The sequence below is a fragment of the Candidatus Epulonipiscium viviparus genome, assembly GCF_030708075.1.
Taxonomy (GTDB): domain Bacteria; phylum Bacillota; class Clostridia; order Lachnospirales; family Cellulosilyticaceae; genus Epulonipiscioides; species Epulonipiscioides viviparus.
The window spans coordinates 1,194,075-1,218,436 of record NZ_CP117982.1; the positions used below are offsets into that span (position 1 = coordinate 1,194,075).

The window sequence follows — 24,362 nt, forward strand, 5'->3', positions numbered from 1 at the left end:
TTTATGTCTAATAATATTTACGACGAAAGTCAAATCCAAATACTAGAGGGCTTAGAAGCCGTACGTAAAAGACCAGATATGTATATTGGGAGCACGTCAGCTAAAGGTCTTCACCACCTTGTTTACGAAATAGTAGATAACGCTGTTGATGAAGCTTTAGCAGGATTTTGTGATAAGGTTACTGTGACGATTCACAAAGACAATTCAATTTCTGTTTTAGATAATGGACGAGGAATTCCTGTTGGTATCCACAAAGATAAGGGAATTTCAGCAGCAGAAGTCGTCTTTACAATTCTACACGCTGGTGGAAAATTTGGAGGTGGTGGATATAAGGTTTCAGGAGGATTACACGGAGTAGGTGCTTCAGTTGTAAATGCTTTATCATCTTGGCTTATTTCCAGAGTTTATCAGCATGGGAAAATTTATGAACAAAAATTTAAAAAAGGTCATGTTGTAGAGTCCTTACATCCTATAGGGACTACAGATCAAACTGGGACATTTGTTCATTTTCTTCCTGACGAAACAATTTTTGAAGAAACCGTATATGACTTTGCAATTTTAAAAAAGCGTTTTCAAGAAACTGCTTTTTTAACTAAGGGGCTTAAAATAAAATTAATAGATGAACGGGTTGAACCTAAATTAGAGAAGATATTTCATTACGAGGGTGGTGTATCGGAGTTTGTTTTGTTTTTGAATAAAAATAAAACTCCAATTTACGAAAACATTTTTTATTGCGAAGGAGAAAAAGATGATGTTTCGATAGAAGTGGCTTTTTGTCATAATGATGGCTATAACGAGAACATATTTAGTTTCGCTAATAACATAAATACTATAGAGGGGGGGACACATTTATCAGGATTTAAAAATGCGCTTACAAAAACTGTAAACGATTATGCAAAAAAAATGAAAATTTTAAAAGATAATGACAAAAGTTTATCTGGTGAAGACATAAGAGAAGGCATTACAGGGGTAATTAGTATAAAAATCAGTGAACCTAAATTTGAAGGTCAAACTAAGACTAAACTAGTCAACACAAATGTAAGGACTATTGTAGATAACATTGTTTCTGAAAAATTTATGATATTTTTGGAACAAAATCCTACGATAGCAAAAATCATTATTCAAAAAGCCACTATGGCATCACATGCAAGAGATGCGGCTAGAAAAGCTCGTGATTTAACCCGAAGAAAAAATGTTTTAGAAAATTCAACGTTACCTGGTAAGCTTGCTGATTGCTCAGAACGCGATCCTAAAAAATGTGAAATATATATCGTTGAGGGAGACTCAGCAGGAGGATCTGCTAAAAGCGCACGATCACGACAAAATCAAGCTATATTACCATTGCGAGGTAAAATCCTAAATGTGGAAAAAGCAAGATTAGATAAAATGCTCGCAAGCGAAGAAATTAGAAATATGATTACGGCCTTTGGAGCAGGCATCAATGAAGATTTAAATATTGAGAAATTAAGATATCATAAAATTATTTTGATGACCGATGCAGATGTCGATGGTGCTCATATTAGAACATTACTTCTTACGTTCTTCTATAGATTTTATAGAGAATTGATTACTGGAGGATTTATTTATATCGCACAGCCTCCACTATATCTCGTAGAAAAAAATAAAAAAAAGCACTATGCGTATAATGATCGTGAATTAGAATTGATTTTGACAGAAATTGGTAGAAACGGAATAACACGTATGCAACGCTATAAGGGATTAGGAGAGATGAATCCTGATCAATTATGGGATACAACTATGAATCCCGCAACCAGAACCTTGGTTAAAGTTAATATTGAAGATGCCGTTGAAGCTGATGAAATTTTTACGGCTCTTATGGGAGATAAAGTCGAGCCACGAAGAGAATTTATTAAAGAATATGCAAAATTAGTAAAGAACTTAGATATCTAAGTTGGAAATGGAGGTGAAAAATGAAAAATACAGAATTTGATAAAATTATTCCTGTTGATATTAAGGACGAAATGAAAAACTGTTATATCGATTATGCTATGAGCGTAATTGTTGCACGCGCATTACCAGATGTTAGGGATGGCTTAAAGCCAGTTCATAGACGAATTTTATATGCTATGGATGAACTTAATTTATCTCCTGATAAACAATATAGAAAATCGGCACGTATAGTAGGCGATACGATGGGTAAATACCATCCTCACGGAGATGCGTCCATATACGACGCCATGGTTAGATTGGCACAGAATTTTAATACTAGATATCCTCTAGTAGATGGACACGGAAATTTTGGTAATGTAGATGGTGATTCAGCTGCAGCAATGCGTTATACAGAGGCTAGAATGAGCAAGCTAACAATGTATATGCTAAGTGATATAGACAAAGAAACAGTTGATTTTAGACCTAATTTTGATGAATCTATAGAAGAACCTACTGTATTGCCAGCTAGATATCCTAACTTACTAGTAAATGGATCATCTGGGATAGCTGTAGGAATGGCAACCAATATTCCTCCTCACAATATGGGAGAAGTTATAGATGCTGTCATTAAAATAATTGACAACTATACTGGTGATAACGAGACTAATGAGAAAAAAGAAACTGAAATCGAAGACTTAATGGAGATTGTAGTAGGACCAGATTTTCCAACGGGAGGACAAATATTAGGGAGATATGGTATAGAACAAGCATATAGAACCGGTAAAGGCAAAGTAAAAATTCGAGCCAAGACTGAAATTGAAGAAATGTCAGCGGGTAAGACTGCAATCATCATTACAGAAATCCCTTATCAAGTAAATAAATCAAAGTTAATAGAGAAAATTGCCGAATTAGTCAAATTAAAAAAAGTTGATGGAATAACTGGAATAAGAGATGAATCAGATAGAGACGGTATGAGGATTGTAATTGAATTAAGGCGTGATGTAAATGCTAATATAATCTTAAATCAATTATATAAATTTAGCCAACTTCAAGATACATTTAGTATCAACATGCTTGCTTTAATTAATGGTGAACCTCACGTATTTAACTTAAAAGAAATGTTAGAAGCTTATCTGGATCATCAAAAACAAGTTATTACAAGACGAACAGAGTTTGAATTGGATAAGGCTCAAGCTAGAGCTCACATCATAGAAGGCTTTTTAATTGTTTTAGGTGCAGATAAAATAGATTTAGTTATAAATTTAATTAGAAATTCTAAAACAGTTGCTGAGGCAAAAGAGAAGTTGATGGAAAAAATTGGATTATCAGAAATTCAAGCACAAGCAATTATGGATATGAGACTGAGAGTATTAACGGGGTTAGAACATGACAAATTAACCCAGGAATTTAACGAGCTAAGGGATAAAATTGCTTATCTTAAATCATTGCTAGAACATGAAGATCAATTACTAAAAGTGATTAAAGAAGAGTTAATCGTCGTTCGTGAAAAATTTACTGATCCTAGAAGGTCGGAGCTTAGTTTATTAGATGATGAAATTGATATCGAAGACTTGATAGATGAAGAAGAGGTAGTCGTAACAATCACTCATTTTGGTTATATAAAAAGAATTCCTTTAGTTACCTACAAAGAACAAAAAAGAGGTGGTAGAGGTGTTATAGGGGTTAACACGATAGAAGAAGATTTTATAGAAAAATTATTTACAACTAGCAATTTAGATTTTATAATGTTTTTTACTAATAAAGGTCGTGCTTATAAAATTAAAGCGTATAAAATTCCTGAAGCTAGTAGAACTGCAAGAGGGCTTGCTATTGTAAATTTACTGCATCTAAATGTTGATGAAAAAATTAGTGCGGTATTTCCTGTAAAACAAAATGAGCATGAACGCTATCTTACAATGATAACCAAAAAGGGTTTAATTAAAAAAACCAACATCACTGCTTTTAATAATATCAAAAAAGGTGGAATAATTGCTCTTACCATGCAAGATGCTGACGAATTAGTAGGCGTATATGAAACAACCGATCAAGATAAAATTATCATTGCAACTAAAAAAGGTTTAGGTATAATGTTTGAGGGTAAGAATATTAGACCAACTGGTAGAACAGCAAAAGGTGTTAGAGCCATTAATCTTTCAAAAGAGGACTATGTAATTAGTGCGACTATTCCAAAAGAGGGTGAACAAATTCTTATTGCAACTAAAAATGGAATAGGCAAAAGAACCAGGATCGATGAGTTTAAATCTCAAAGAAGAGGCGGAAAAGGCCTTATTATTTACAAAGTGGATGACAAAACAGGTGATGTAGTTGCTATTACTTCTGTTTCAGATTCAAATGGACTTTTGATGATAACATCCGAAGGCGTGATTATAAGAATTAAAGTAAGTCAGATTTCAAGCTTAGGTAGATACGCTAAAGGGGTCAAGTTAATTAACTTAACCGATGGCATACACGTAGTATGTATGGAAAAAGTAGCCGAATTTATAGAAGAACCAGAAGAATTAGAAGAATTAGAGGAATTGGAGGAATTACAAGAAGAAGTCATCGAAAAATTACCAAATGAAATTTTAGATAATATAACAAATGAGTTAATAGAAGCTGAAATAGTAGTTGAAGTTTTAGAACCTCCAAAGGAGTAAGAATTTTATGAAAATACTGAGAAATTTTATGCTAACCTTAATAATAATTAATTGTGCATTAATTTGGTATTTAACAGAAATTTTATCTTTAGAAGATGTTATGGTAATTCATAATATCTTCAATGAAGTTCCTTCGTTTCATCAAATTCTCACTCAGCCAGTTACAGAAACTGCAATGAAAAATTATTCTGTTATGCAAGGAAATACCAATTTAGGTGAGTATAGTAATTTACAACTTGCTATAGACAATACTAAAACTAAGTCCCGTGCTGTTGTTATTGATAATAGTACAGGAGTTTGGGTACATAATACATTTGAACCTTATATTATTTTGAATAATAGTCAAGTCTTAGATTTTAAAAATTTTAATTCTGCTTATGCTTATGCTATTAAAAATAACAAAAACAGGATATATTATAAGGGTAATGAGAAAATTATATGGGAAAACAATTTTTCCTTCGAAAAAGATGTCTATCTTACAGTACCCCATATTAAACAAATGCCAGAGTTGCCTCGAGGCTGTGAAGTGACTTCTTTGGCAATGGTTTTAAATTATAACGATATAGATGTGGACAAGATGCACCTCGCATTAGAAATAAAAAAAGACTTAACTCAGTTTAAAAAAAATGAAAATGGTACAGTATTTTTTGGAAATCCAAACGATGGATTTGTAGGCGATATGTATAGCTTTAAAAATCACGGCCTAGGCGTATATCATGAACCTATATTTGACCTTGCATATAGTTATGTTGGAGATAGCGCAATAAATTTAACAGATACAAATTTTGAGCTTGTTTTACAGTTTATTACTCGTGGATATCCCGTGTGGGTTATTGCAAACACTGATTTCAAAAAATTGCCAAATAGTGATTTTGAAGTATGGGATACTCCAACAGGTCAGGTAGCAATAACATATAAGATGCATTCTGTTGTTATAACAGGGTTTAATGATAATTATATTTATATAAATGATCCGCTTTCTAGTTTTGCTAATCGGAGAATAAATTTAAAAAATTTTAAGGAGTCTTGGGAACAGATGGGAAGCCAAGCTATTGTAATTTTAGAGCAATAGAAAGGAAAATTCAAATGAAAAGAGCAATTTTACTATACAACCCTAAAGCTGGTAATAGAAAAATATTAAATCAAGTTGATTATATCACTGAGAAAATTCAGAAATTAGGTTATGTTTTAACGATTTATAGAAGTGAATTTAAAGGTGCAATAGAAAAACATATTTTAGATAAAGTTTTACCAGAAGATTTTGATTTAATTATGATATCTGGTGGTGATGGAACAATTAACGAATGCATTAACGGCATGATGAAAAAAAAGATCTATGCTCCTCTTGCAATTTTACCTTTAGGTACTGCGAATGATTTTGCAAATACGGCAATGATTCCTAATACGATAGACGATGCCATTAATTTGATAGCAAAAGGTGAGCTGAGATTTGTTGATATCGGACAGGTAAACGATAAATATTTTATCAATGTTTGCAATATGGGACTTTTTAGCGGGGTATCTCATGAGATAGATCTAGTACTGAAGAAAAACTTGGGAAAAATTGCCTATTATGTTAAAGGCATAGAAGAGCTTCAAAACTATGATGCGATGGACTTAATAATTGAGCATGATAATAAAGTTTTAACCAATAAATATGTACTAGTGTTAATTTTTAACGGTAAAGGTGCAGGTGGATTTAGCAAAATGGCAAAGGATGCGGATATCGAAGATGGGTATTTCGATTTGGTAGGGATAAAAGAAGTGGATTTTTTTGATGTGCCATTGCTATTTCTCAAAGTATTGCAAGGTGAGCATTTAGAAGACGATAAAATCGATTATATTAAGCTGAAACACGCAAGGATTACCTGTAAAAATCCAGAAAGTAAATTTATAACAGATATTGATGGCGAAGTAGGTCCAGATTTTCCTTTGAATATTAGCGTTATAACAAAACAACTGAGGATATATTTACCACCTAAATTATAAAACATTTTGCAAAGTTTAGCTCCCTAGGAGTTAGACTTTTTATTTGTAAAAATTTTTGAAAATCCTAGTATTGCATGTCAACTTAATATATAATGCTAATATCTAAATATGGAAAGGGTGCAATACGATGCAGGATTTTAATCGAAATTGGAAGTTTAGACTTAATACAAAGCAGTTAAAGCCAAAAATGAGTGAAGATATCTATGGTCAACTAATTAGTTTAGATGAAACAGAATTTAAAACAGTAGACTTGCCCCATGATTTTAGTATAGAACAACCGTATAGTGAAACTGAGGGAGATGCGGCAACTGGCTATTTAGTTGGAGGGATTGGCTGGTATAGAAAGCATTTTAGCCTGGACGGAAATTATCGAGATAAAAAAATCTTTGTTTGCTTTGATGGAATTTATAATCGCTCCAATATTTACATTAATGAAAAATTTGTAAAATTTCAACCATTTGGTTATGTACCTGTTTTAATTGATATTAGTGATTATGTGAAAGAAGAAAATGTGTTATCGGTCAAAGTGGATCATTCAAGATATCAAAATAGTCGCTGGTATCCAGGTGGTGGAATTTATAGAAAAGTTCAGCTGCATATCTTTGAAAAAATGTATATTCCAGTATTTGGAACCAGAATTAATACAGCTGCAGTCTCTAAAGAATCTGCAGTAGTGACGATCAGTACACAACTAAAAAACGAGTCAACTCCCCAAAATGTAACTATAGTACAAGAAATTATTGATCCTACAGGAAAAATAGTTGCAATCAATTCAAAAGGGTTTTATCTAAATGAATCCAAAGAGGTAACACAGAAAATTACGATCACTAATCCATTACTATGGGATATATATCAAGGCCAACTATATACAGCGGTAACAGAACTAGTGGTTGATGGAAAGTCTATTCAAACTACTGCCACAAAATTTGGAATACGAGATTTTGAGTTTACAGTAGATAAAGGATTTTTCATAAATGGACGTCATGAGTATATTAAAGGTGTTTGCTTGCATCATGACGCTGGAGCTGTGGGAGCTGCAGTGCCAAAAGATGTATGGAGACGCAGATTTGAAATTTTGATTGCTGCAGGAGTGAATGCAATAAGGACGGCTCATAACCCCGCTTCGAGAGAGTTTATTGAGCTATGCGACGAAATGGGATTGCTAGTGCAAGAGGAATTTTTTGATGAGTGGGATAACCCCAAAGATAAAAAGCATAATGCAGGAGAAAAATCGGTAAGCTATATTACTATGGGTAATACAGAGTACTTTAGAGATTACGCAAAAGATGACCTGCAAAATATAATTAGACGCGATTATAATAGCCCATCTATCGTGCAATGGAGCATTGGAAATGAGATCGAGTGGACGTATCCTAAATATAATGCGGCAACAGGATACTTTGGTGCAGATGCCGCGGGTGGATACTTCTTTACTGAGCCACCATATTCGATAGATGAAATTAGACGTAGAATGGCAGAAATCCCAAGAGAACAATATGAAATAGCAGATACGGCGAAAAAATTGGCAGATTGGACAAAAGAGCTAGATACAACAAGGCCAGTAATCGCAAATTGTATTTTGCCGTCTGCTAGCTATGAGTCAGGATATACAGATGCTCTTGATATGGTTGGCTTCAGTTACAGACGAGTAATGTACGATAGATGTCACAGATGCTATCCCGACAAGCCTATTATGGGGACAGAGAATGTTTGCCAATGGCATGAATGGAAAGCAGTTCTGGATAATGAATATATTGCAGGTATCTTTTTGTGGACGGGCATAGAATATATGGGAGAAGCTGGAAAAAGAGGTCCGTGGCCACTTAAATCAAATATAGCAGGGCTGATAGATGTAGCAGGATTTCCAAAAGGGTCATATCACATGTTTAAAACTTTGTGGCAAGACAAACCGTATACGCATATGATGACTCAAGTTTTAGAAAAATCTCTGCACGATATAGAAGATGGAAAAGTCGTGGATAGAAAAGTTATTCCTCCGAATAATCCAAAAGCAAAGCCTCAAATAAATGTATGGGATAGACGCCTATGGGTTTGGCAAGATGTAAATGACCATTATAATTACAGTGAAGGCGATATGATTTTGGTAGAAGTATATTCGAATTGCGACGAAGTAACGCTATATCAAAACGGCGAAAAGATTTCCACGCTATATTTAAAAGATTTTGAAGACAGAATATATCGCTGGTGCGTACCATATAAACCAGGAGAACTAACAGCACAAAGCGATGCGGGAACGACTAAACTTGTAACAACTGGCAAGCCGGCATCAGTAAAGATTAGCTGCGATAAAAACAATATCAATACGAGCGTCGACAGCGCAGTGAATATAATCGCACAACTTTACGACGAGGCAGGTAACGCGATAACTGCAGAAGATGCTGAAATTGAGTTTATATACAGCGAAAATGCCGTATTATTGGGAGTAGATAACGGCTCAAGGTATTTTGTGGGTGATCACAAGTGTCCTAAAATTATGACCAATAATGGCCATGCATTACTAATATTAGCAGCCAAAGAAGAGGGAAGTATCACAGTTGAAGCAAAATTGAAAGAAACTATATCGAACAAACTTGAAATTTCTATAACTGAATATTCTATAGCTGAATAATAGTTCAATCCCTCATCTACAGTCATGGCATAGGTGAGGGTTTTTTTTAAATTAAATATTTTCTGGAAGCACTTTATTTAAAATGACACCAAACAATGCCGCAAGGGTAAGTCCAGAAACAGTGATAGTTTCGGTAATAGGAACATCGGTAACTCCAATGCCAATAACAAATATAACTGCAGCAATCAGTAAGTTTCTACTGTTCTTAAAATCTAATTGCTCTTCTACAAGAGTTCGTACGCCTACCGCAGAAATCATTCCAAATAATATAATGCTCACACCTCCCATAACAGCCGATGGAATGAGCTGAACCATAGCGGTAAATTTTTCGCAAATGCTAAGCAAAATGGCAAAGATGGCCGCAATGCGAATTATTGAAGGGTCATATATTTTAGTAACAGCAAGAACGCCGGTATTTTCTCCGTATGTAGTATTTGCAGGCCCGCCAATAAGCCCCGCAGTCATAGTTGCTAAACCATCTCCCATAAGTGTTTTATGAATTCCGGGATCTTCAAAGAAGTTTTTGCCAACAACAGCTCCGTTAGTAGTAATATCTCCAATATGCTCTATAAATACAACTAAAGCAATAGGAGCAAGCGCAATTGCCGCCGTAAGTCCTGCAGAAGAAAAGTCTGGAAGCGTTATAATACTTCTTAATGCGTTATCAGAAAATCCAAACCAACTAGCTTCAGCAACAGCAGATACATCTACCATATTCATTAAAAATGCAACTGCATATCCAATAATAACGGCAATTAATATTGGTACCATCTTGAAGAATCCCTTTGCGAATATAGAAACAATCATTACAGTAATGACTACTATCGACGCGACAAATGCATAATTGGGATTGATAGCTCCATCGACCTTTAACATATCAATCGCTGTAGGGCTCAAACGTAATCCGATAACCATAATGATAGGACCAATAACAATTGGAGGAAAAAATGATTTAACTTTTTCTACTCCAACATGTTTTATGATTATATCCATCGCAATATAAACTAGCCCGGTTGCCATAATTCCAGTTTTTACCGCACCAATTCCAAATTGGTTAAGCGTAAGAGAGATTGCACTGATAAATGCAAAGCTGGAACCTAAGAATACTGGAACTATACCTTTGGTAACAGAGTGAAACACTAATGTTCCAATCCCTGCAGATAAAATTGCGACACCTGGATCCAAGCCAGTAAGCATAGGGACTAAAACGGTGGCACCAAACATAGCAAGAACGTGCTGTAAACCCAAAACAAGCTTCTGGGGAATACTAATTTTTTCTGGGGACGACATAATATAAGACCTCGCTTTCGGTAAAAATATTTTGTATATTATATTCGGAGTAAACATATTTGATGTACTAGTAACTTCGACTCGAATAAAGAATGCAAAGTTACAAATTTCTGCAATACTAGCTGCCGAAGAAGAATTATTCTCATCATCTACTCGTAGTGTTGCAACAGAAGAGGCCTATGATGCATAAATAGCTACGATAACAGTATCGCCTGATAATTTACCTTCGAATATAATTTAAAACGAAAAATGGGCCTGCAGGATTCGTTTTAGAAATATTAGCTGCCAAGGAATTTGCTGGAGGGGTTTTGATCTCGTCATCTAACCATAATGCCGAGCATGGTGTTGCAACAGAATAGGTTTACGATGCTGGAAGTTTTCATAATGACAGCTGCCGAAGAAGAATTATTCTCATCATCTAACCATAATGCAGAGCATAGTGTTGCAACAGAATAGGTTTACGATGCTGGAGGAGTTTTCATAATGACAGCTGCCGAAGAAGAATTATTCTCATCATCTAACTGTAATGCTGCCCGTAGTGTTGCAACAAAATAGGTTTACGATGCTGGAATAGTTTTCATAATGACAGCTGCCGAAGAAGAATTATTCTCATCATCTAACTGTAATGCTACCCGTAGTGTTGCAGCAGAAGAGGTCTATAATGCACAAAAAGCTACGATAACAGTATCGCCTGATAATTTTACCTTCGAATATAATTTAAAACGAAAAATGAGCCTACTGGATTCGCTTCAGAAATATTAGCTGCCAAGGAATTTGCTGGAGGGGTTTCGATCTCGTCATCTAACCATAATGCTGAGCATGGTGTTGCAACAGAATAGGTTTACGATGCTGGAAGAGTTTTCATAATGACAGCTGCCGAAGAAGAATTATTCTCATCATCTAACTGTAATGCTGCCCGTAGTGTTGCAGCAGAAGAGGCCTATAATGCATAAATAGCTACGATAACAGCATTGACTGATATTTTACCTTCGAATATAATTTAAAACGAAAAATGAGCCTGCTGGATGCGCTTCAGAAATATTAGCTGCCGAGGAATTTGCTGGAGGGGTTTCGATCTCATCATCTAACCATAATGCCGAGCATGGTGTTGCAACAGAAGAGGCCTATGATGCATAAATAGCTACGATAACAGCATCGCCTGATATTTTACCTTCGAATATAATTTAAAACGAAAAATGGGCCTGCAGAATTCGTTTTAGAAATATTAGCTGCCAAGGAATTTGCTGGAGGGGTTTCGATCTCATCATCTAACCATAATGCCGAGCATGGTGTTGCAACAGAATAGGTTTACGATGCTGGAAGAGTTTTCATAATGACAGCTGCCGAAGAAGAATTATTCTCATCATCTAACTGTAATGCTACCCGTAGTGTTGCAGCAGAAGAGGCCTATGATGCACAAAAAGCCACGATAACAGTATCGCCTGATATTTTACCTTCGAATATAATTTAAAACGAAAAATGAGCCTGCTGGATGCGCTTCAGAAATATTAGCTGCCAACGAAAAATAAAAATATAAACCGCTTATGTATTGCCATACTAGGGTAGAGGGCTACAGTACGAAAATAGCTGTGCCAATAGACCTCTTTGGTAAATGTATTACAGTGGAATCTTACATTTTGGCATCAGCTGTTCAAAAGTATATACTTCATACTCTAGATTGCTATTCCCACAAATGATTACAAAATTGTCATCGACAAAATCACTCATAACTTGTCGGCAGATTCCACACGGGTAAATGATCTTGTCACTATCGCTGATGATAGCAATTGTAGTAAATTTGCGCTCCCCTTCTGTAATTGCCTTATAAAATGCTGTGCGCTCTGCACACGTTGTGACTCCATAAGATGCTCCCTCTACATTAGCTCCTAGGTATACTGTCCCCGATGCCCCAAGGAGAGCGGCTCCAACGTGAAAATTTGAATAGTTAGCATAGGAAAACTTTTTTGCCTTTTCGGCTTGCTTCAATAATTCTAAATAATCCATAGTAGTCTCCTTCTCAAATTAAATTGCAATACTAGTTTATCCGACAATTACATCTATTATCCATTTGGCATTAACGATAATTTCTATTTTGCATCAATGATAGTTGTATGCTACACTCAAATTGAGTTGGATTGCTATAGCGATTTCGGAAGCAAGATTTACGAGCATTGCCTATCATCTCATATGCTGTTTTCGTATTTCTCAAATCCATTAAGTATTTTGTAATTTTACACAAAAAAAAGATACCCAAATAAATGAGTATCTCGGTTTGAAATAATTATCTCTTTGAAAATTGAGGAGCACGTCTTGCCGCTTTGAGCCCGTATTTCTTTCTTTCTTTCATTCTAGGGTCACGTGTTAAGAATCCTGCTTTTTTTAGTGTAAGTCTATAATCACCATCTGCTTGAAGAAGCGCGCGGCTTACTCCATGACGAATCGCTCCAGCTTGTCCAGAAACTCCTCCTCCATGAACATTTACTAAAACATCAAACTTAATTGTTGTGCCAGTAAGTTCCAGCGGTTGCTTTACTATTAATTTTAAAGTATCAAGCCCAAAATAGTCGTCCATTTCTCTTTTGTTAATTACAATTTTTCCATTTCCTGGTGTAAGATACACTCGTGCAACAGAGCTTTTTCTTCTGCCAGTTCCATAATATTTTACCTTTGCCATTTGACTGTTCTCCCTCCGTTAAAATTTAAGTTCTTTAGGCTGTTGTGCTTCGTGGTTATGCTCAGTTCCCGCATATATTCTAACATTTGTAAGAAGCTTTCTACCTAGACTATTTTTTGGAAGCATCCCTTTTATAGCGTGCATCAGAACTCTCTCAGGGTGTCTTTGTAACATGTCTTTTGCGGCAACTTCTTTAAGACCTCCAGCATATCCTGTATGATGTCTATAAAGTTTTTGTTCTAGTTTTTTGCCTGTAAATACAACTTCTTCTGCGTTTATAATTATTACGTGATCTCCGCAGTCTACGTGTGGGGTAAATGTTGGTTTATGCTTGCCTCGTAGTACCATAGCTACTTGACTTGCTAAACGGCCAACAGTTTGCCCCGCAGCGTCAACTATGAACCATTCTTTTTGCACGTTTTGCGCATTGGCCATAAATGTAGTTCTCATCGATTTTCTCCTTTTATATTAATATCTGTAATTTATTTCGTATCATCATAAGCAAGTTTTCGATACACCCACAAAGGTGAACGTATTCTCGCTATCTTCTTATAAAATCCGGGGCGTTGGATTTTAAAAAGTGGTTTTTTGCATTCAGATTATAATTCAGCAATATTATAATTGTCAAGGCTCAGAACATAAAGTCACTGAAAAACTTTAGTTAATATCGATAATTTGTTTAGCGCTAGATGATACGGCCTTAGAAATTGTAGGCGCAAGATATCGGTCAATATTGTCCATCGCCTGGCTGGTAATCTGATTAATATTATTGCTAAGACTGGTAATATCATTACTCATCGTTTTTATAAATTGGTCCGCATTATCGATGATGCCAATAAGTTGCTTCTCAACAGAATTTTCCAAAATCTCACGAGCACGGCTGCCATCTGGAAAGCGCGCCTCCAAGTCGGCTAACCTACAAACAGCAGATTCATAGGCTTCGTTTTGTAAGTTTAGATACGCCTTAGTCCTCTCTTCGGCTAGCCTATGTGCATGGTCCATCAACGCAATAGACATCTGCCCAATGCTATCTGCTAGTATCACAGACGCTTCTCCCAAATCATGCTGATATTTCTTTAGTGCCTCGATAGATTGCGCTTGATACTTAAGCTCGTTCTGAGAAATAAGTTCAGTTAGCTCTAAATTAAATCGACGCATATTCACATCTTGCTCATCCTGTCGCGAATGCATTTCTATGTCAAAAGCAATCTGATTTTCTCTAATCTGTTCTTCCTTATTTTTCTTTACCATATCAAGCTCAGCCTGCATGGAATTAATATGATGCTGCAACTCCAGCATAGAGCGGTCATGTTTCGCATTGCGTTCGCGTAGAGGCTGGCGCAGTACGTCACAAATTAGGTTTACAGGAACAAAAATAATATCATCCAATTTATCAAACATTCCAAATATACGTGATATATTTACTTTCATAAGATCTCCTCTTTCTGTGTTAATTTTTTGAGCTCTCGATCTAAAATTTTATTTTCTTTAATCAGTTTAATTTGTAGTTTTTTTAAATTAGTTTCCCATTCTTCGTTTTGATTAATAAGAGTACGAAGTGCTTGAAGTTGCTCTTCCACAAAGTTTAGACTCATAGAAGAATCTCTCCAGCTATTGGCAAAGCGATGGAGATGCTCCGCAAATAGTGTAGTAAATTTTGGTCGATCTTCAGAAGAAAATTTTTTTAGTTGCAGCAAAAACTCATCGTAATGACTCTTAAGCCACTCCAATTCATAAACTTTTGTTCTAATATAATATATTTCACTTTCCAAATCACTATATAAGGCAGAGTAAATGTTGGGGTTCGAATTTAACACACCCTCAATAAACTCCTGGCGGCATTGGCTGGTGATCTCTAAAGCCGATAAATAGTATTTATCATCGATCATAAATCCCTCCCTCTATACAATGCTTTTTAGTGTGTTTTGCACTAGTCGTTTAAATTCATCTAGCTTTTTTATTGAGTAATCATTAAGTAGAGTTTCTGTCAGTGCAAAGCTACGTTCAATATTATTTGCAAATCTATTCATAAACACTTTTTTCATTTCTTGATCAATTGCTTCGGCGTCCAATTTTGCACTCACATTTGGAAGAATTTTACTAAAAAAATCTATTTGCTCTTGTCGAAATTCTTTCAATTTTCTATCTATAAAATCTATTTCAGGAGAATGCTTTTTTAGCAGCTCCAAATAATGCTTCTCATATTCATATAGTAATTGAAGCGAGGTGTTTTCGCTTGCGAGTGAATCATTAGTGCCGAATTTATCAAATGCTTTCATTAATAATGCCTCTTTCTTATTTATCTCTTTTGTATTATCTCTTTGTGTATTTTATTTAAATGTATTTTGGCTGTTTCCTCTCCGTTAACAAGTATTTGCGCATAGTTTATATCGATATTAAATGCTTGATTTATTAATATCGCATTTGCAATAGCAGTCCGAAGCTCTATCAAAAAATGTTTGCTCTGAGTCTGGAAAATTAAATTTTGCTTGTCTTTAGATGTATATAAAGGCAGAACCAACTTAAGTTTTAAAATTTTGTGATAGAGATCTAAATCAACAGTAACATTGAAATTACAGTTGCTATTACACTTCCTAAGCCAGCCACGATTAATACTGGCCGCAATATATTTTCGGAAACCGATAATGGTTTTTTTTTTGCATCTCCAATAATTCTGTTTCAATACGGGCAGGGGGAGCTACAGTTGTTATCGTTGGTTCCAAAGGTTCCGAAATTTCCGAGACTGGTGGCTCTTTTAACCTGCTAAGTATATTGCTAGAAGTAGAGATGATATAATTTGTATCCTGATCATAGAGCTGCTCAATGCGTTTAGCACTGGTAATATCCGTGCAAAGCGTAAAATTAGCATCTTCAGACAAGCTAAAGTATCGTATTAATTCTGCATTACAGTCTGATGCGTATAAAGCAGTATTATGAAATGTATGGGTGGGGACAGGATAGTTTTTCGTTGTTGCCGTTGCTTCAAAGTCTAACGAGCCAAAGGGTACTTCGATAGTGCTGTTGGTGTTTGTTTCCCATACAGCGGTTAAATATTTAATATATATTTCTAACAGAAATTCATTCGTAATTTTTTCGAAATCGAAAGCGGAGCTTTTGTGGATCACTATGCCAATAAAGGCATAAATTCGTCTGTTTTTTTCGTCTTTCAAAAATTTGGCAGCAGAATCTGTAATAAATTGATTGCAGTTCTGTGCAAGGTTCGCAATATAATCAGCTGCCCCAATGATTTTATACTCACCATCAGGACTGCTGCTAATTAACCATCTTCTTTCCGATAACGTTTCTATAGAACTTGTCGCAAGTAAAATGTTTCGTCTGGCCCATTGGATCTCAGCAGTGTTCCAGTTCGCAGGACGTACCATAAAATTAGGGTTGAAGTCACACTTAAAAGTTCTGCTATGGATAAGATATGCTATTTCCAATTTAATTCCCCCTCGTCTTTTATAATAAAAGCTGAAATTCGGTAAATGATTTTTCGATACCATTTATAAATAGCGGTAAATTGGCATTCAGTTCTTCTAGAAGCGTTTGCTGATTTAAATGTAAAGACTGTATTTGCTGGTCCGTTTCGGTTATAGCTTTATCTATTGTAAATATTTCGTGATTAACTTGATTGATATTTTTTGAAGCTGACGTTAATGCATTTTTCATTTCGTGGATTTTATTATTTTTATGAAGCGCTAAGAAAGAATTTTCTAATTTATTTTTTTGCGCAGTATATTGTAAACGAAGATCATTCCATTTATCAAGCTCAAGCAAAAGTTTGGCTTTTGCTTCTTGGTTTTTATTTTGATACGCAGTTAGCTCCTTGAGTTTCCTAGTCAAAGCACAATATATTCCCATAAAGATCGGAAGATGCATATTTAGCAGTTGTGGAGCATCTTTTTCGTCTTCGAGATTAAGTCCAATTGATATAGGAATTATAGAAACGATGCTGGGTGGTGCAGTGTTTAAAAATAACGGTGTATATGCCGCCTTAACTATATTAAATAATTCTGCCGTAGAAATTGTTCCCGCGCATTTATCAAATTTGGTAATCACAAGGGCGATCGGTGGTAATGTCTGGTTTCCTTTTTGAAACTTAGAAATAAAATTGTTAATAGTTTTAGAATCATTTTTGATGTTGCGTATTTTTTGATCTTGAGTATCAGCGATTAAAGTATCGCCATCAATGCAAATAAATAAACAGCTAGAACTATTTAAAGACTCGATAAAATTGCTATACTCCAAACTGTCTCCAGAATTTTTGGTTTCTAAAATTCCTCCAGCATAATCAAGCCAATCAAAAGATAATATATTTTTATAGCCATATTGAAAATCAAATTTAAAGTTAGAGCTGCTATCTGTTCCAGGAGGAAACCGATCGGGTCCCAACGAAAAATCAAGCATCCTATTATATCTTTTGCGAAGCTCAACGTCATCGTCATCGTCTGCAAGTATAGTGTAACCTTCAAATCCGGAACACATCTCATAATACATTCCAAGCAAGTAACACGTTTTGCCTGCACCTGTCATTCCTAAAATCGTAAATTTTGTATCTGCCATTCTGATACTCCTTATTGTTTAAATATAAAATTATTTTAATGGCAAAGTATAAAATAGTCAAATATTTTTGCGACTCCAAACGAAAATAAAAATACATATCAAAATATAATGAAAATGTCGAAAAAATATTGTAAAAATATTAATTAATGTCGATGTAATAAAAATTTAATATTAAAGCCAAAAATATATGCTATAATGGTCATGCATTATGAAACTCTAAAATTTTCAAAATATTCTGAAGGAGAGGTTAATATTACATGAAAAAAAGACTAACACTAGGATTAATGATGACAACACTGATGCTTGGTATTACAGGTTGTGCAAACGAAAACAATGTAGTTCAATCAAGTGCCAATGTCGATAATATAACAAAAGTGGAAAAGCCAAAACCTACAGTAAAAACAGGATCAAAAACTACTATAAAAGAAGAAATAGGGGCTAGTGAGGAGGAGCAAGGGACTGAAATTGCAATTATACATACCAATGATATTCACTGCGCTATAGAAAAAAATATGGGTTATGCAGGTGTTTCTGCATTTAAAAATGAAATGAATACATTGTATGGAGAAGAAAATGTAGTTCTTGTTGACGCTGGAGACGCTATACAAGGTGGCCCAATAGGAAAGCTCACTCAAGGAGAAGCTATAGTAAATATAATGAATGAAGTAGGATACGATGTCTTTGTTCTTGGTAACCATGAATTCGACTATCAAATTCCACGCCTACTAGAACTAATGGATAAGATGGAAGCTGCGGTCATTTCAAGTAACTTTATAGATATTGAAAAAGACATGCCCGTCTTTAAAGCCTATACAATGACAACCCATGGAGACACTAATATAGCCTACGTGGGTGCCACAACTCCAGAAACTTTTACCAAATCAACTCCCGCATATTTTCAAAATGAAAAAGGTGAGTATATATACGACCTAAGCGAAGGTAAAAATGGCCAAGAATTATATGATAGAGTTCAAAGTGCTGTAGACGAAGCTATTAAAGCAGGGGCCGATTATATTGTTGCACTTGTTCATCTTGGCATCGATAAAGGAAGCGCGCCTTGGCGATCTACAGACTTAATCACTAATACAACCGGAATTGATATTGTTATTGACGGGCACTCACACTCTGTTATATATGGAGAAACCGTGAAAAACGCAATAGGTGAAGAGGTAATTTTAACTCAAGCCGGAACCAAGTTTGATGCCATAGGAAAAATTATAATCGACACAGCCACAGATGAAATAGAAGCCACGGTGATTCCGAACTACGACAAAAAAGATGAACGTATTCAAAATTTTATTGCTGGAATAAACGAAGAGTTCGATGAGCTTTTAAATCAAGTAGTGGCAACTTCAAGCGTACATCTCGCAACCATCGATCCCAAAACCAAAATGAGAATTATAAGAAATAACGAAACTAACTTAGGTGACCTCGTAACAGATGCCTATAGAAGTATTCTCGAAACTGATATAGCTTTGGTAAATGCTGGTGGAATCAGAGCCGATATTGAAGCCGGAGAAATCACAAATGAAGAAATAATCAATGTCCATCCTTGGGGCAATGCTGCAGTAGAAGTAGAAGTAACTGGCCAAACAATTCTAGATGCACTAGAAATGGGAGCAAAGAATATGCCTGATGAAAGTGGCGGATTTCTGCACGTATCTGGATTAACATATTCCATCGATACCACTATTCCATCAGCAGTGACAGTAAACGATAAAGGAGAATTTTTATCTGTCGATGGCGCGTATCGAGTAAAAGATGTTTTTATCGGAGGAGAGCCCCTCAATCTAAACAAGTTATATTCTGTGGCATCGCATAATTACATGTTGCTATTATATGGAGATGGCATGACTATGTTCAAGGATGCCAACGTGATTCGAGAAGATGTTATGGTCGATAACGAGGTGTTGATCAACTATATAACAAATAATTTAGGAGGAAATATCGTTGATGAATATAGCGAAATCTATGGCGAAGGGCGCATCAAAATAATAACAGAAGCCAATAAAAATGATCAGTCAATAAATAAAACTGCGGATGTCATAGCTCTTGAATCAGCGAATATCGAATCTCCGGAATTAGTAATACTTACAGATGAAGTGACCAATATCGCTGCGCTTGAATTATTGGAAGAAGATGGTGCGCTAGCCGAAGAAGCTGAAGATTTCGTTGCGCTTGAATCAGCGAATATCGAATCTCCGGAATTAGTAATACTTACAGATGAAGTGGCCGATGTCGTTGCGCTTGAATTATTGGAAGAAGATGGTGCGCTAGCCGAAGAATCTGCCAATGTCGTTGCGCTTGAATCAGCGGAAATCGAAGTTCTTACAACAGAAGAATTAGTACTACTTACAGATGAAGTGGCACCGGTAGCCGAAGAAGCTGCCAATGTTGTTGCGCTTGAATCAGCGAATATCGAATCTCCGGAATTAGTAATACTTACAGATGAAGTGACCAATATCGCTGCGCTTGAATTATTGGAAGAAGATGGTGCGCTAGCCGAAGAAGCTGAAGATTTCGTTGCGCTTGAATCAGCGAATATCGAATCTCCGGAATTAGTAATACTTACAGATGAAGTGGCCGATGTCGTTGCGCTTGAATTATTGGAAGAAGATGGTGCGCTAGCCGAAGAATCTGCCAATGTCGTTGCGCTTGAATCAGCGGAAATCGAAGTTCCGGTTACAACAGAAGAATTAGTACTACTACAGATGAAGTGGCACCGGTAGCCGAAGAAGCTGCCAATGTCGTTGCGCTTGAATCAGCGGAAATCGAAGTTCCGGTTACAACAGAAGAATTAGTACTACTAGAAATCACAGATGAAGTGGCACCAGTAGCCGAAGAATCTGCCAATGTCGTTGCGCTTGAACTAGCGGAAATCGAAGTTCCGGTACAACAGAAGAATTAGTACTACTAGAAATCACAGATGAAGCGACACCAGTAGCCGAAGAAGCTGAAGATGTCGTTGCGCTTGAATTATTGGAAGAAGATGGTGCGCTCGTAGAAGAAGCGGAAGATTTCGTTGCGCTTGAACTAGCGAATATCGAATCTCCGGAATTAGTAATACTTACAGATGAAGTGACCGAAATCGCTGCGCTTGAATTATTGGAAGAAGCATGGTGGCACTAGTAGAAGAAGCTGAAGATTTCGTTGCGCTTGAATCAGCGAATATCGAATCTCCGGAATTAGTAATACTTACAGATGAAGTGACCGATGTCGTTGCGCTTGAATCAGCGGAAATCGAATCTCCGGAATTAGTAATACTTGCAGATGAAGTGGCACCGGTAGCTGAAGAATCTGCCAATGTCGTTGCGCTTGAACTAGCGGAAATCGAAGTTCCAGTTACAACAGAAGAATTAGTACTACTAGAAATCACAGATGAAGTGGCACCGGTAGCCGAAGAATCTGCCAATGTCGTTGCGCTTGAACTAGCGGAAATCGAAGTTCCGGTTACAACAGAAGAATTAGAACTACTAGAAATCACAGATGAAGCGACACCAGTAGCCGAAGAATCTGCCAATGTCGTTGCGCTTGAACTAGCGGAAATCGAAGTTCCGGTTACAACAGAAGAATTAGTACTACTAGAAATCACAGATGAAGTGGCACCAGTAGCCGAAGAATCTGCCAATGTCGTTGCGCTTGAACCAGCGGAAATCGAAGTTCCGGTTACAACAGAAGAATTAGTACTACTAGAAATCACAGATGAAGCGACACCAGTAGCCGAAGAAGCTGAAGATGTCGTTGCGCTTGAATGGTTGGAAGAAGATTGGTACTAGCACAGATGGTAGAAGAAGCTGAAGATATCGTTGCGCTTGAATTATTGGAAGAAGATGGTGCACTAGTAGAAGAAGCTGAAGATTTTGTTGCACTTGCATTAGCACTAGTGGAAGAAGATGGTGCGCTAGTAGAAGAAGAAGCTGAAGATTTTGTTGCACTTGTATTAGCACTAGCGGAAGAAGCTGCGGTACCAGAAGAACCTGTAGCTGTCACAGCATCAGCTGAAGAAGTTGAAGCTCCACTAGCAATAGTAGAAGATATTACAGCATCAGCCGTTGAAGCTCCGCTAGCAATAGAAGATGTTACAGCATCAGCCGTTGAAGCTCCGGTAGCGATAGTAGAAGATGTAGTAGTATCAGCCGAGGAAGTTGAAGCTCCACTAGCAATAGTAGAAGATATTACAGCATCAGCCGTTGAAGCTCCACTAGCGATAGAAGAAGATGTCACAGCATCAGCAGTTGAAGCTCCGCTAGCGATAGAAGATGTCACAGCATCAGCAGTTGAAGCTCCGCTAGCGATAGAAGATGTCACAGCATCAGCAGTTGAAGCTCCGCTAGCGATAGAAGATGTCACAGCATCAGCAGTTGAAGCTCCGCTAGCGATAGAAGATGTCACAGCATCAGCAGTTGAAGCTCCGCTAGCGATAGAAGATGTCACAGCATCAGCAGTTGAAGCTCCGCTAGCGATAGAAGATGTCACAGCATCAGCAGTTGAAGCTCCGCTAGCGATAGAAGATGTCACAGCATCAGCAGTTGAAGCTCCGCTAGCGATAGAAGATGTCACAGCATCAGCAGTTGAAGCTCCGCTAGCGATAGCAGAAGATATTACAGCATCAGCCGTTGAAGCTCCACTAGCGATAGTAGAAGATGTTACAGCATCAGCCGAAGAAGTTGCAGCTCCGCTAGTAGTAGAAGAAGCGATTGTGATAATTCATACCAATGATATCCATTGTGCAATAGACGAAAATATCGGGTATGCTGGATTAGCTGCATATGAAAAAGAAATGAATTCGCTTTATGGAGAAGAAAACGTCATTCTTGTAGATGCCGGTGACGCTATTCAAGGCGGCCCAATTGGCAAGTTAACTGAAGGAAAAGCTTTGGTTGATATAATGAATGAAGTTGGTTACGATATTTTTGTTCCAGGGAACCATGAGTTTGATTACAAAATTCCTAGAATGCTAGAGTTGATGGATTTGCTAGATGCTGATGTTATCTCAAGCAACTTTATAGATTTAGAAACCGACGCACCTGTTTTTGATGCGATGTGTACTTTACAGAACACGGACGATATCCACGATTGGATACGTAGGGAATTACAACTCGGAACTTGAACGTAAATCACTCCAATCATATTTTTCAAATAAAGAGTGAGGAGTATTTATGTCTAAAAGAAGAGGGAATATGACTCTTATGTAACGGTGCAAGAAGGCTGTTATCGCAGGCGAGTAGAATGACGGCGCAGTGATTAATGTCAGGTGACTATTGACATCTGGAGTAGAAGCGCAGAGCTCGCACATGGCATCAACCAGATATAATTCGCAAATACTACAGAAAATCTATTGATAGATGACATTCGCAACAGTAATTGATGGAGAAGTAATTCAAAATGCTGCTGGGGAAGACGTGATTCTTACACAAACAGGCGCAAAATTTGATAATATTGGTAAAATTACAATCAATCCATCTACAAACGAAATAAGGGCAGAGCTAATTGCGGAATACGAGCCTAAAGACAAGGCGGTTTCGGACTTTATAGCAAAGGAGACAGAAGCTTTTGAAAAGATGCTAACAGAAGTAGTGGCCATCAGCGATATAAGCTTAACAACCGCAGATCCAGTAACAGGTCAGGCAATAATCCGAGTGCGTGAAACTAACCTAGGCAACTTCGCCGCCGATGCCTATAGAAGTGCGTTAGAAACAGATGTCGCAATTGTAAATGCGGGAGGAATACGAGCAACAATCGAAGCCGGAGAAATTACATTAGAAGATATAATCAATGTACATCCATGGGGCAACGATACAATGTCTGTTTTGGCAACAGGGCAAACTATATTGAATGCACTAGAGATGGGTGCCAAAAGCATGCCAAGTGGAAGCGGAGGATTTTTACATGTATCGGGAATGACATATGCTATAGATACAACAATTCCATCATCTGTAGTAACGGATAGTAAAGGAGCATTTGTTGAGGTTGCGGGCGCGTATCGAGTAAAAGATGTAATAATAGGAGGAGAGCCTCTAGATTTGGATAAAGAATACTCTGTCGCGTCACATAATTATTTATTGCTAGAAGCCGGAGATGGAATGTCGATGTTTCTGGGAGCGCCAATTTTAAAGGACAAATTTAAAGTAGACAATGAAGTGCTCATCGACTATATCCAAAATGATCTCGGCGGAACAATAACTGAGAAATATGCGAATCCGTATGGAGAAGGTAGAATCACCATCATAACAGAGCACAATGGGCCGGAAGATGACAAACCAGATGCAGAAGAATCCACCACAGCATCAGCCGAAGAAGTTGAAGTACCGATAGCGGTAGTAGAAGAATCTGCTGAAGAAGTTGAAGTACCGATAGCGATAGTAGAAGAATCTGCCAAAGCTACAGCCGAAGAAGTTGAAGTACCGATAGCAATAGTAGAAGAATCTGCCACAGCCGAAGAAGTTGAAGTACCGATAGCGATAGTAGAAGAATCTGCCAAAGCATCAGCCGAAGAAGTTGAAGTGCCGATAGCGGTAGTAGAAGAATCTGCCACAGCATCAGCCGAAGAAGTTGAAGTACCTATAGCGATAGTAGAAGAATCAGCCACAAGCCGAAGAAGTTGAAGTACCTATAGCGATAGTAGAAGAATCTGCCAAAGCATCAGCCGAAGAAGTTGAAGTACCGA

Annotated in this window: 23 protein-coding genes; 14 read left to right on the forward strand and 9 right to left on the reverse strand. The window is 36.8% G+C overall.

Annotated features, from left to right (window positions below; genetic code table 11):
• Nucleotides 1-3 precede the first annotated feature (3 nt).
• From gyrB to PCY70_RS04920, 5 genes are all read left to right on the forward strand, one after another.
• Nucleotides 4-1,911 carry a DNA topoisomerase (ATP-hydrolyzing) subunit B gene (gene gyrB / locus PCY70_RS04900; protein WP_010168752.1) on the forward strand — a complete coding sequence of 636 codons (1,908 nt, stop codon included), beginning with the start codon at nucleotides 4-6 and terminating at the stop codon, nucleotides 1,909-1,911.
• A gap of 20 nt (nucleotides 1,912-1,931) precedes the next feature.
• The gene (gene gyrA, locus PCY70_RS04905) at nucleotides 1,932-4,547 is read left to right on the forward strand and encodes a DNA gyrase subunit A (protein ID WP_305768633.1); all 2,616 of its coding nucleotides are present in this window, start codon (nucleotides 1,932-1,934) and stop codon (nucleotides 4,545-4,547) included.
• A 7-nt stretch (nucleotides 4,548-4,554) separates the two neighbouring features.
• A complete protein-coding gene (locus PCY70_RS04910; protein WP_305768634.1) occupies nucleotides 4,555-5,619 on the forward strand; it encodes a C39 family peptidase in 1,065 nt (354 codons plus the stop codon).
• 14 nt (nucleotides 5,620-5,633) lie between these two features.
• Nucleotides 5,634-6,536 (forward strand): diacylglycerol/lipid kinase family protein, encoded by a 903-nt coding sequence (locus PCY70_RS04915; RefSeq protein WP_305768635.1) that lies wholly within the window; start codon nucleotides 5,634-5,636, stop codon nucleotides 6,534-6,536.
• A gap of 127 nt (nucleotides 6,537-6,663) precedes the next feature.
• A complete protein-coding gene (locus tag PCY70_RS04920) occupies nucleotides 6,664-9,165 on the forward strand; it encodes a glycoside hydrolase family 2 TIM barrel-domain containing protein (RefSeq protein WP_305768636.1) in 2,502 nt (833 codons plus the stop codon).
• A 51-nt stretch (nucleotides 9,166-9,216) separates the two neighbouring features.
• On the opposite strand, the gene PCY70_RS04925 is transcribed toward PCY70_RS04920, so the two are convergent.
• Entirely contained in the window at nucleotides 9,217-10,455 is a 1,239-nt protein-coding gene (locus PCY70_RS04925; RefSeq protein WP_305768637.1) for a uracil-xanthine permease family protein, read from the reverse strand.
• A gap of 31 nt (nucleotides 10,456-10,486) precedes the next feature.
• Here PCY70_RS04925 and PCY70_RS04930 point away from each other — a divergent pair, with 31 nt between their 5' ends.
• The 3 genes from PCY70_RS04930 to PCY70_RS04940 all read left to right on the forward strand — a co-directional run bounded on the left by PCY70_RS04930 (nucleotide 10,487) and on the right by PCY70_RS04940 (nucleotide 11,926).
• A complete protein-coding gene (locus PCY70_RS04930) occupies nucleotides 10,487-10,645 on the forward strand; it encodes a hypothetical protein (protein WP_305768638.1) in 159 nt (52 codons plus the stop codon).
• Between the two features lie 392 nt (nucleotides 10,646-11,037).
• Nucleotides 11,038-11,217, forward strand: coding sequence for a hypothetical protein (locus PCY70_RS04935; RefSeq protein ID WP_305768639.1), 180 nt, complete (start codon nucleotides 11,038-11,040; stop codon nucleotides 11,215-11,217).
• 571 nt (nucleotides 11,218-11,788) lie between these two features.
• Nucleotides 11,789-11,926 (forward strand): hypothetical protein, encoded by a 138-nt coding sequence (locus PCY70_RS04940; protein ID WP_305768640.1) that lies wholly within the window; start codon nucleotides 11,789-11,791, stop codon nucleotides 11,924-11,926.
• A 146-nt stretch (nucleotides 11,927-12,072) separates the two neighbouring features.
• Here the strand turns inward: PCY70_RS04940 and cdd are convergent, their stop codons facing one another.
• From cdd to PCY70_RS04980, 8 genes are all read right to left on the reverse strand, one after another.
• Nucleotides 12,073-12,459: a cytidine deaminase gene (gene cdd, locus PCY70_RS04945; RefSeq protein WP_305768641.1), complete on the reverse strand. Its 387-nt coding sequence runs from the start codon at nucleotides 12,457-12,459 to the stop codon at nucleotides 12,073-12,075.
• A gap of 277 nt (nucleotides 12,460-12,736) precedes the next feature.
• Nucleotides 12,737-13,129 carry a 30S ribosomal protein S9 gene (rpsI, locus tag PCY70_RS04950; protein ID WP_010168771.1) on the reverse strand — a complete coding sequence of 131 codons (393 nt, stop codon included), beginning with the start codon at nucleotides 13,127-13,129 and terminating at the stop codon, nucleotides 12,737-12,739.
• Between the two features lie 18 nt (nucleotides 13,130-13,147).
• Nucleotides 13,148-13,579: a 50S ribosomal protein L13 gene (rplM, locus tag PCY70_RS04955; RefSeq protein WP_305768642.1), complete on the reverse strand. Its 432-nt coding sequence runs from the start codon at nucleotides 13,577-13,579 to the stop codon at nucleotides 13,148-13,150.
• A 207-nt stretch (nucleotides 13,580-13,786) separates the two neighbouring features.
• Complete coding sequence (locus PCY70_RS04960) at nucleotides 13,787-14,560, reverse strand: hypothetical protein (RefSeq protein WP_305768643.1); 774 nt, start codon at nucleotides 14,558-14,560, stop codon at nucleotides 13,787-13,789.
• Nucleotides 14,557-15,018, reverse strand: coding sequence for a hypothetical protein (locus tag PCY70_RS04965; RefSeq protein WP_305768644.1), 462 nt, complete (start codon nucleotides 15,016-15,018; stop codon nucleotides 14,557-14,559). Before PCY70_RS04965 ends, PCY70_RS04960 begins: the two co-directional genes overlap by 4 nt.
• Before the next feature lie 12 nt (nucleotides 15,019-15,030).
• On the reverse strand, nucleotides 15,031-15,408 hold the full coding sequence (locus PCY70_RS04970; RefSeq protein ID WP_305768645.1) for a hypothetical protein: 378 nt from the start codon (nucleotides 15,406-15,408) through the stop codon (nucleotides 15,031-15,033).
• A gap of 330 nt (nucleotides 15,409-15,738) precedes the next feature.
• The gene (locus tag PCY70_RS04975; RefSeq protein WP_305768646.1) at nucleotides 15,739-16,572 is read right to left on the reverse strand and encodes a hypothetical protein; all 834 of its coding nucleotides are present in this window, start codon (nucleotides 16,570-16,572) and stop codon (nucleotides 15,739-15,741) included.
• A gap of 19 nt (nucleotides 16,573-16,591) precedes the next feature.
• Nucleotides 16,592-17,695: a hypothetical protein gene (locus PCY70_RS04980; protein WP_305768647.1), complete on the reverse strand. Its 1,104-nt coding sequence runs from the start codon at nucleotides 17,693-17,695 to the stop codon at nucleotides 16,592-16,594.
• A gap of 257 nt (nucleotides 17,696-17,952) precedes the next feature.
• On the opposite strand from PCY70_RS04980, the gene PCY70_RS04985 reads away from it, so the two are divergent.
• The 6 genes from PCY70_RS04985 to PCY70_RS05010 all read left to right on the forward strand — a co-directional run bounded on the left by PCY70_RS04985 (nucleotide 17,953) and on the right by PCY70_RS05010 (nucleotide 24,300).
• Complete coding sequence (locus tag PCY70_RS04985; protein ID WP_305768648.1) at nucleotides 17,953-20,424, forward strand: bifunctional metallophosphatase/5'-nucleotidase; 2,472 nt, start codon at nucleotides 17,953-17,955, stop codon at nucleotides 20,422-20,424.
• Entirely contained in the window at nucleotides 20,412-20,603 is a 192-nt protein-coding gene (locus PCY70_RS04990) for a hypothetical protein (RefSeq protein ID WP_305768649.1), read from the forward strand. Before PCY70_RS04985 ends, PCY70_RS04990 begins: the two co-directional genes overlap by 13 nt.
• 71 nt (nucleotides 20,604-20,674) lie before the next feature.
• Entirely contained in the window at nucleotides 20,675-20,824 is a 150-nt protein-coding gene (locus tag PCY70_RS04995; RefSeq protein WP_305768650.1) for a hypothetical protein, read from the forward strand.
• On the forward strand, nucleotides 20,815-21,471 hold the full coding sequence (locus PCY70_RS05000) for a hypothetical protein (protein ID WP_305768651.1): 657 nt from the start codon (nucleotides 20,815-20,817) through the stop codon (nucleotides 21,469-21,471). The genes PCY70_RS04995 and PCY70_RS05000 overlap by 10 nt, the downstream gene beginning before the upstream one ends.
• Nucleotides 21,462-22,805, forward strand: coding sequence for a metallophosphoesterase (locus PCY70_RS05005; RefSeq protein WP_305768652.1), 1,344 nt, complete (start codon nucleotides 21,462-21,464; stop codon nucleotides 22,803-22,805). Before PCY70_RS05000 ends, PCY70_RS05005 begins: the two co-directional genes overlap by 10 nt.
• Before the next feature lie 235 nt (nucleotides 22,806-23,040).
• Nucleotides 23,041-24,300 carry a bifunctional metallophosphatase/5'-nucleotidase gene (locus tag PCY70_RS05010; RefSeq protein ID WP_305768653.1) on the forward strand — a complete coding sequence of 420 codons (1,260 nt, stop codon included), beginning with the start codon at nucleotides 23,041-23,043 and terminating at the stop codon, nucleotides 24,298-24,300.
• The last annotated feature ends 62 nt before the right edge of the window (nucleotides 24,301-24,362 follow it).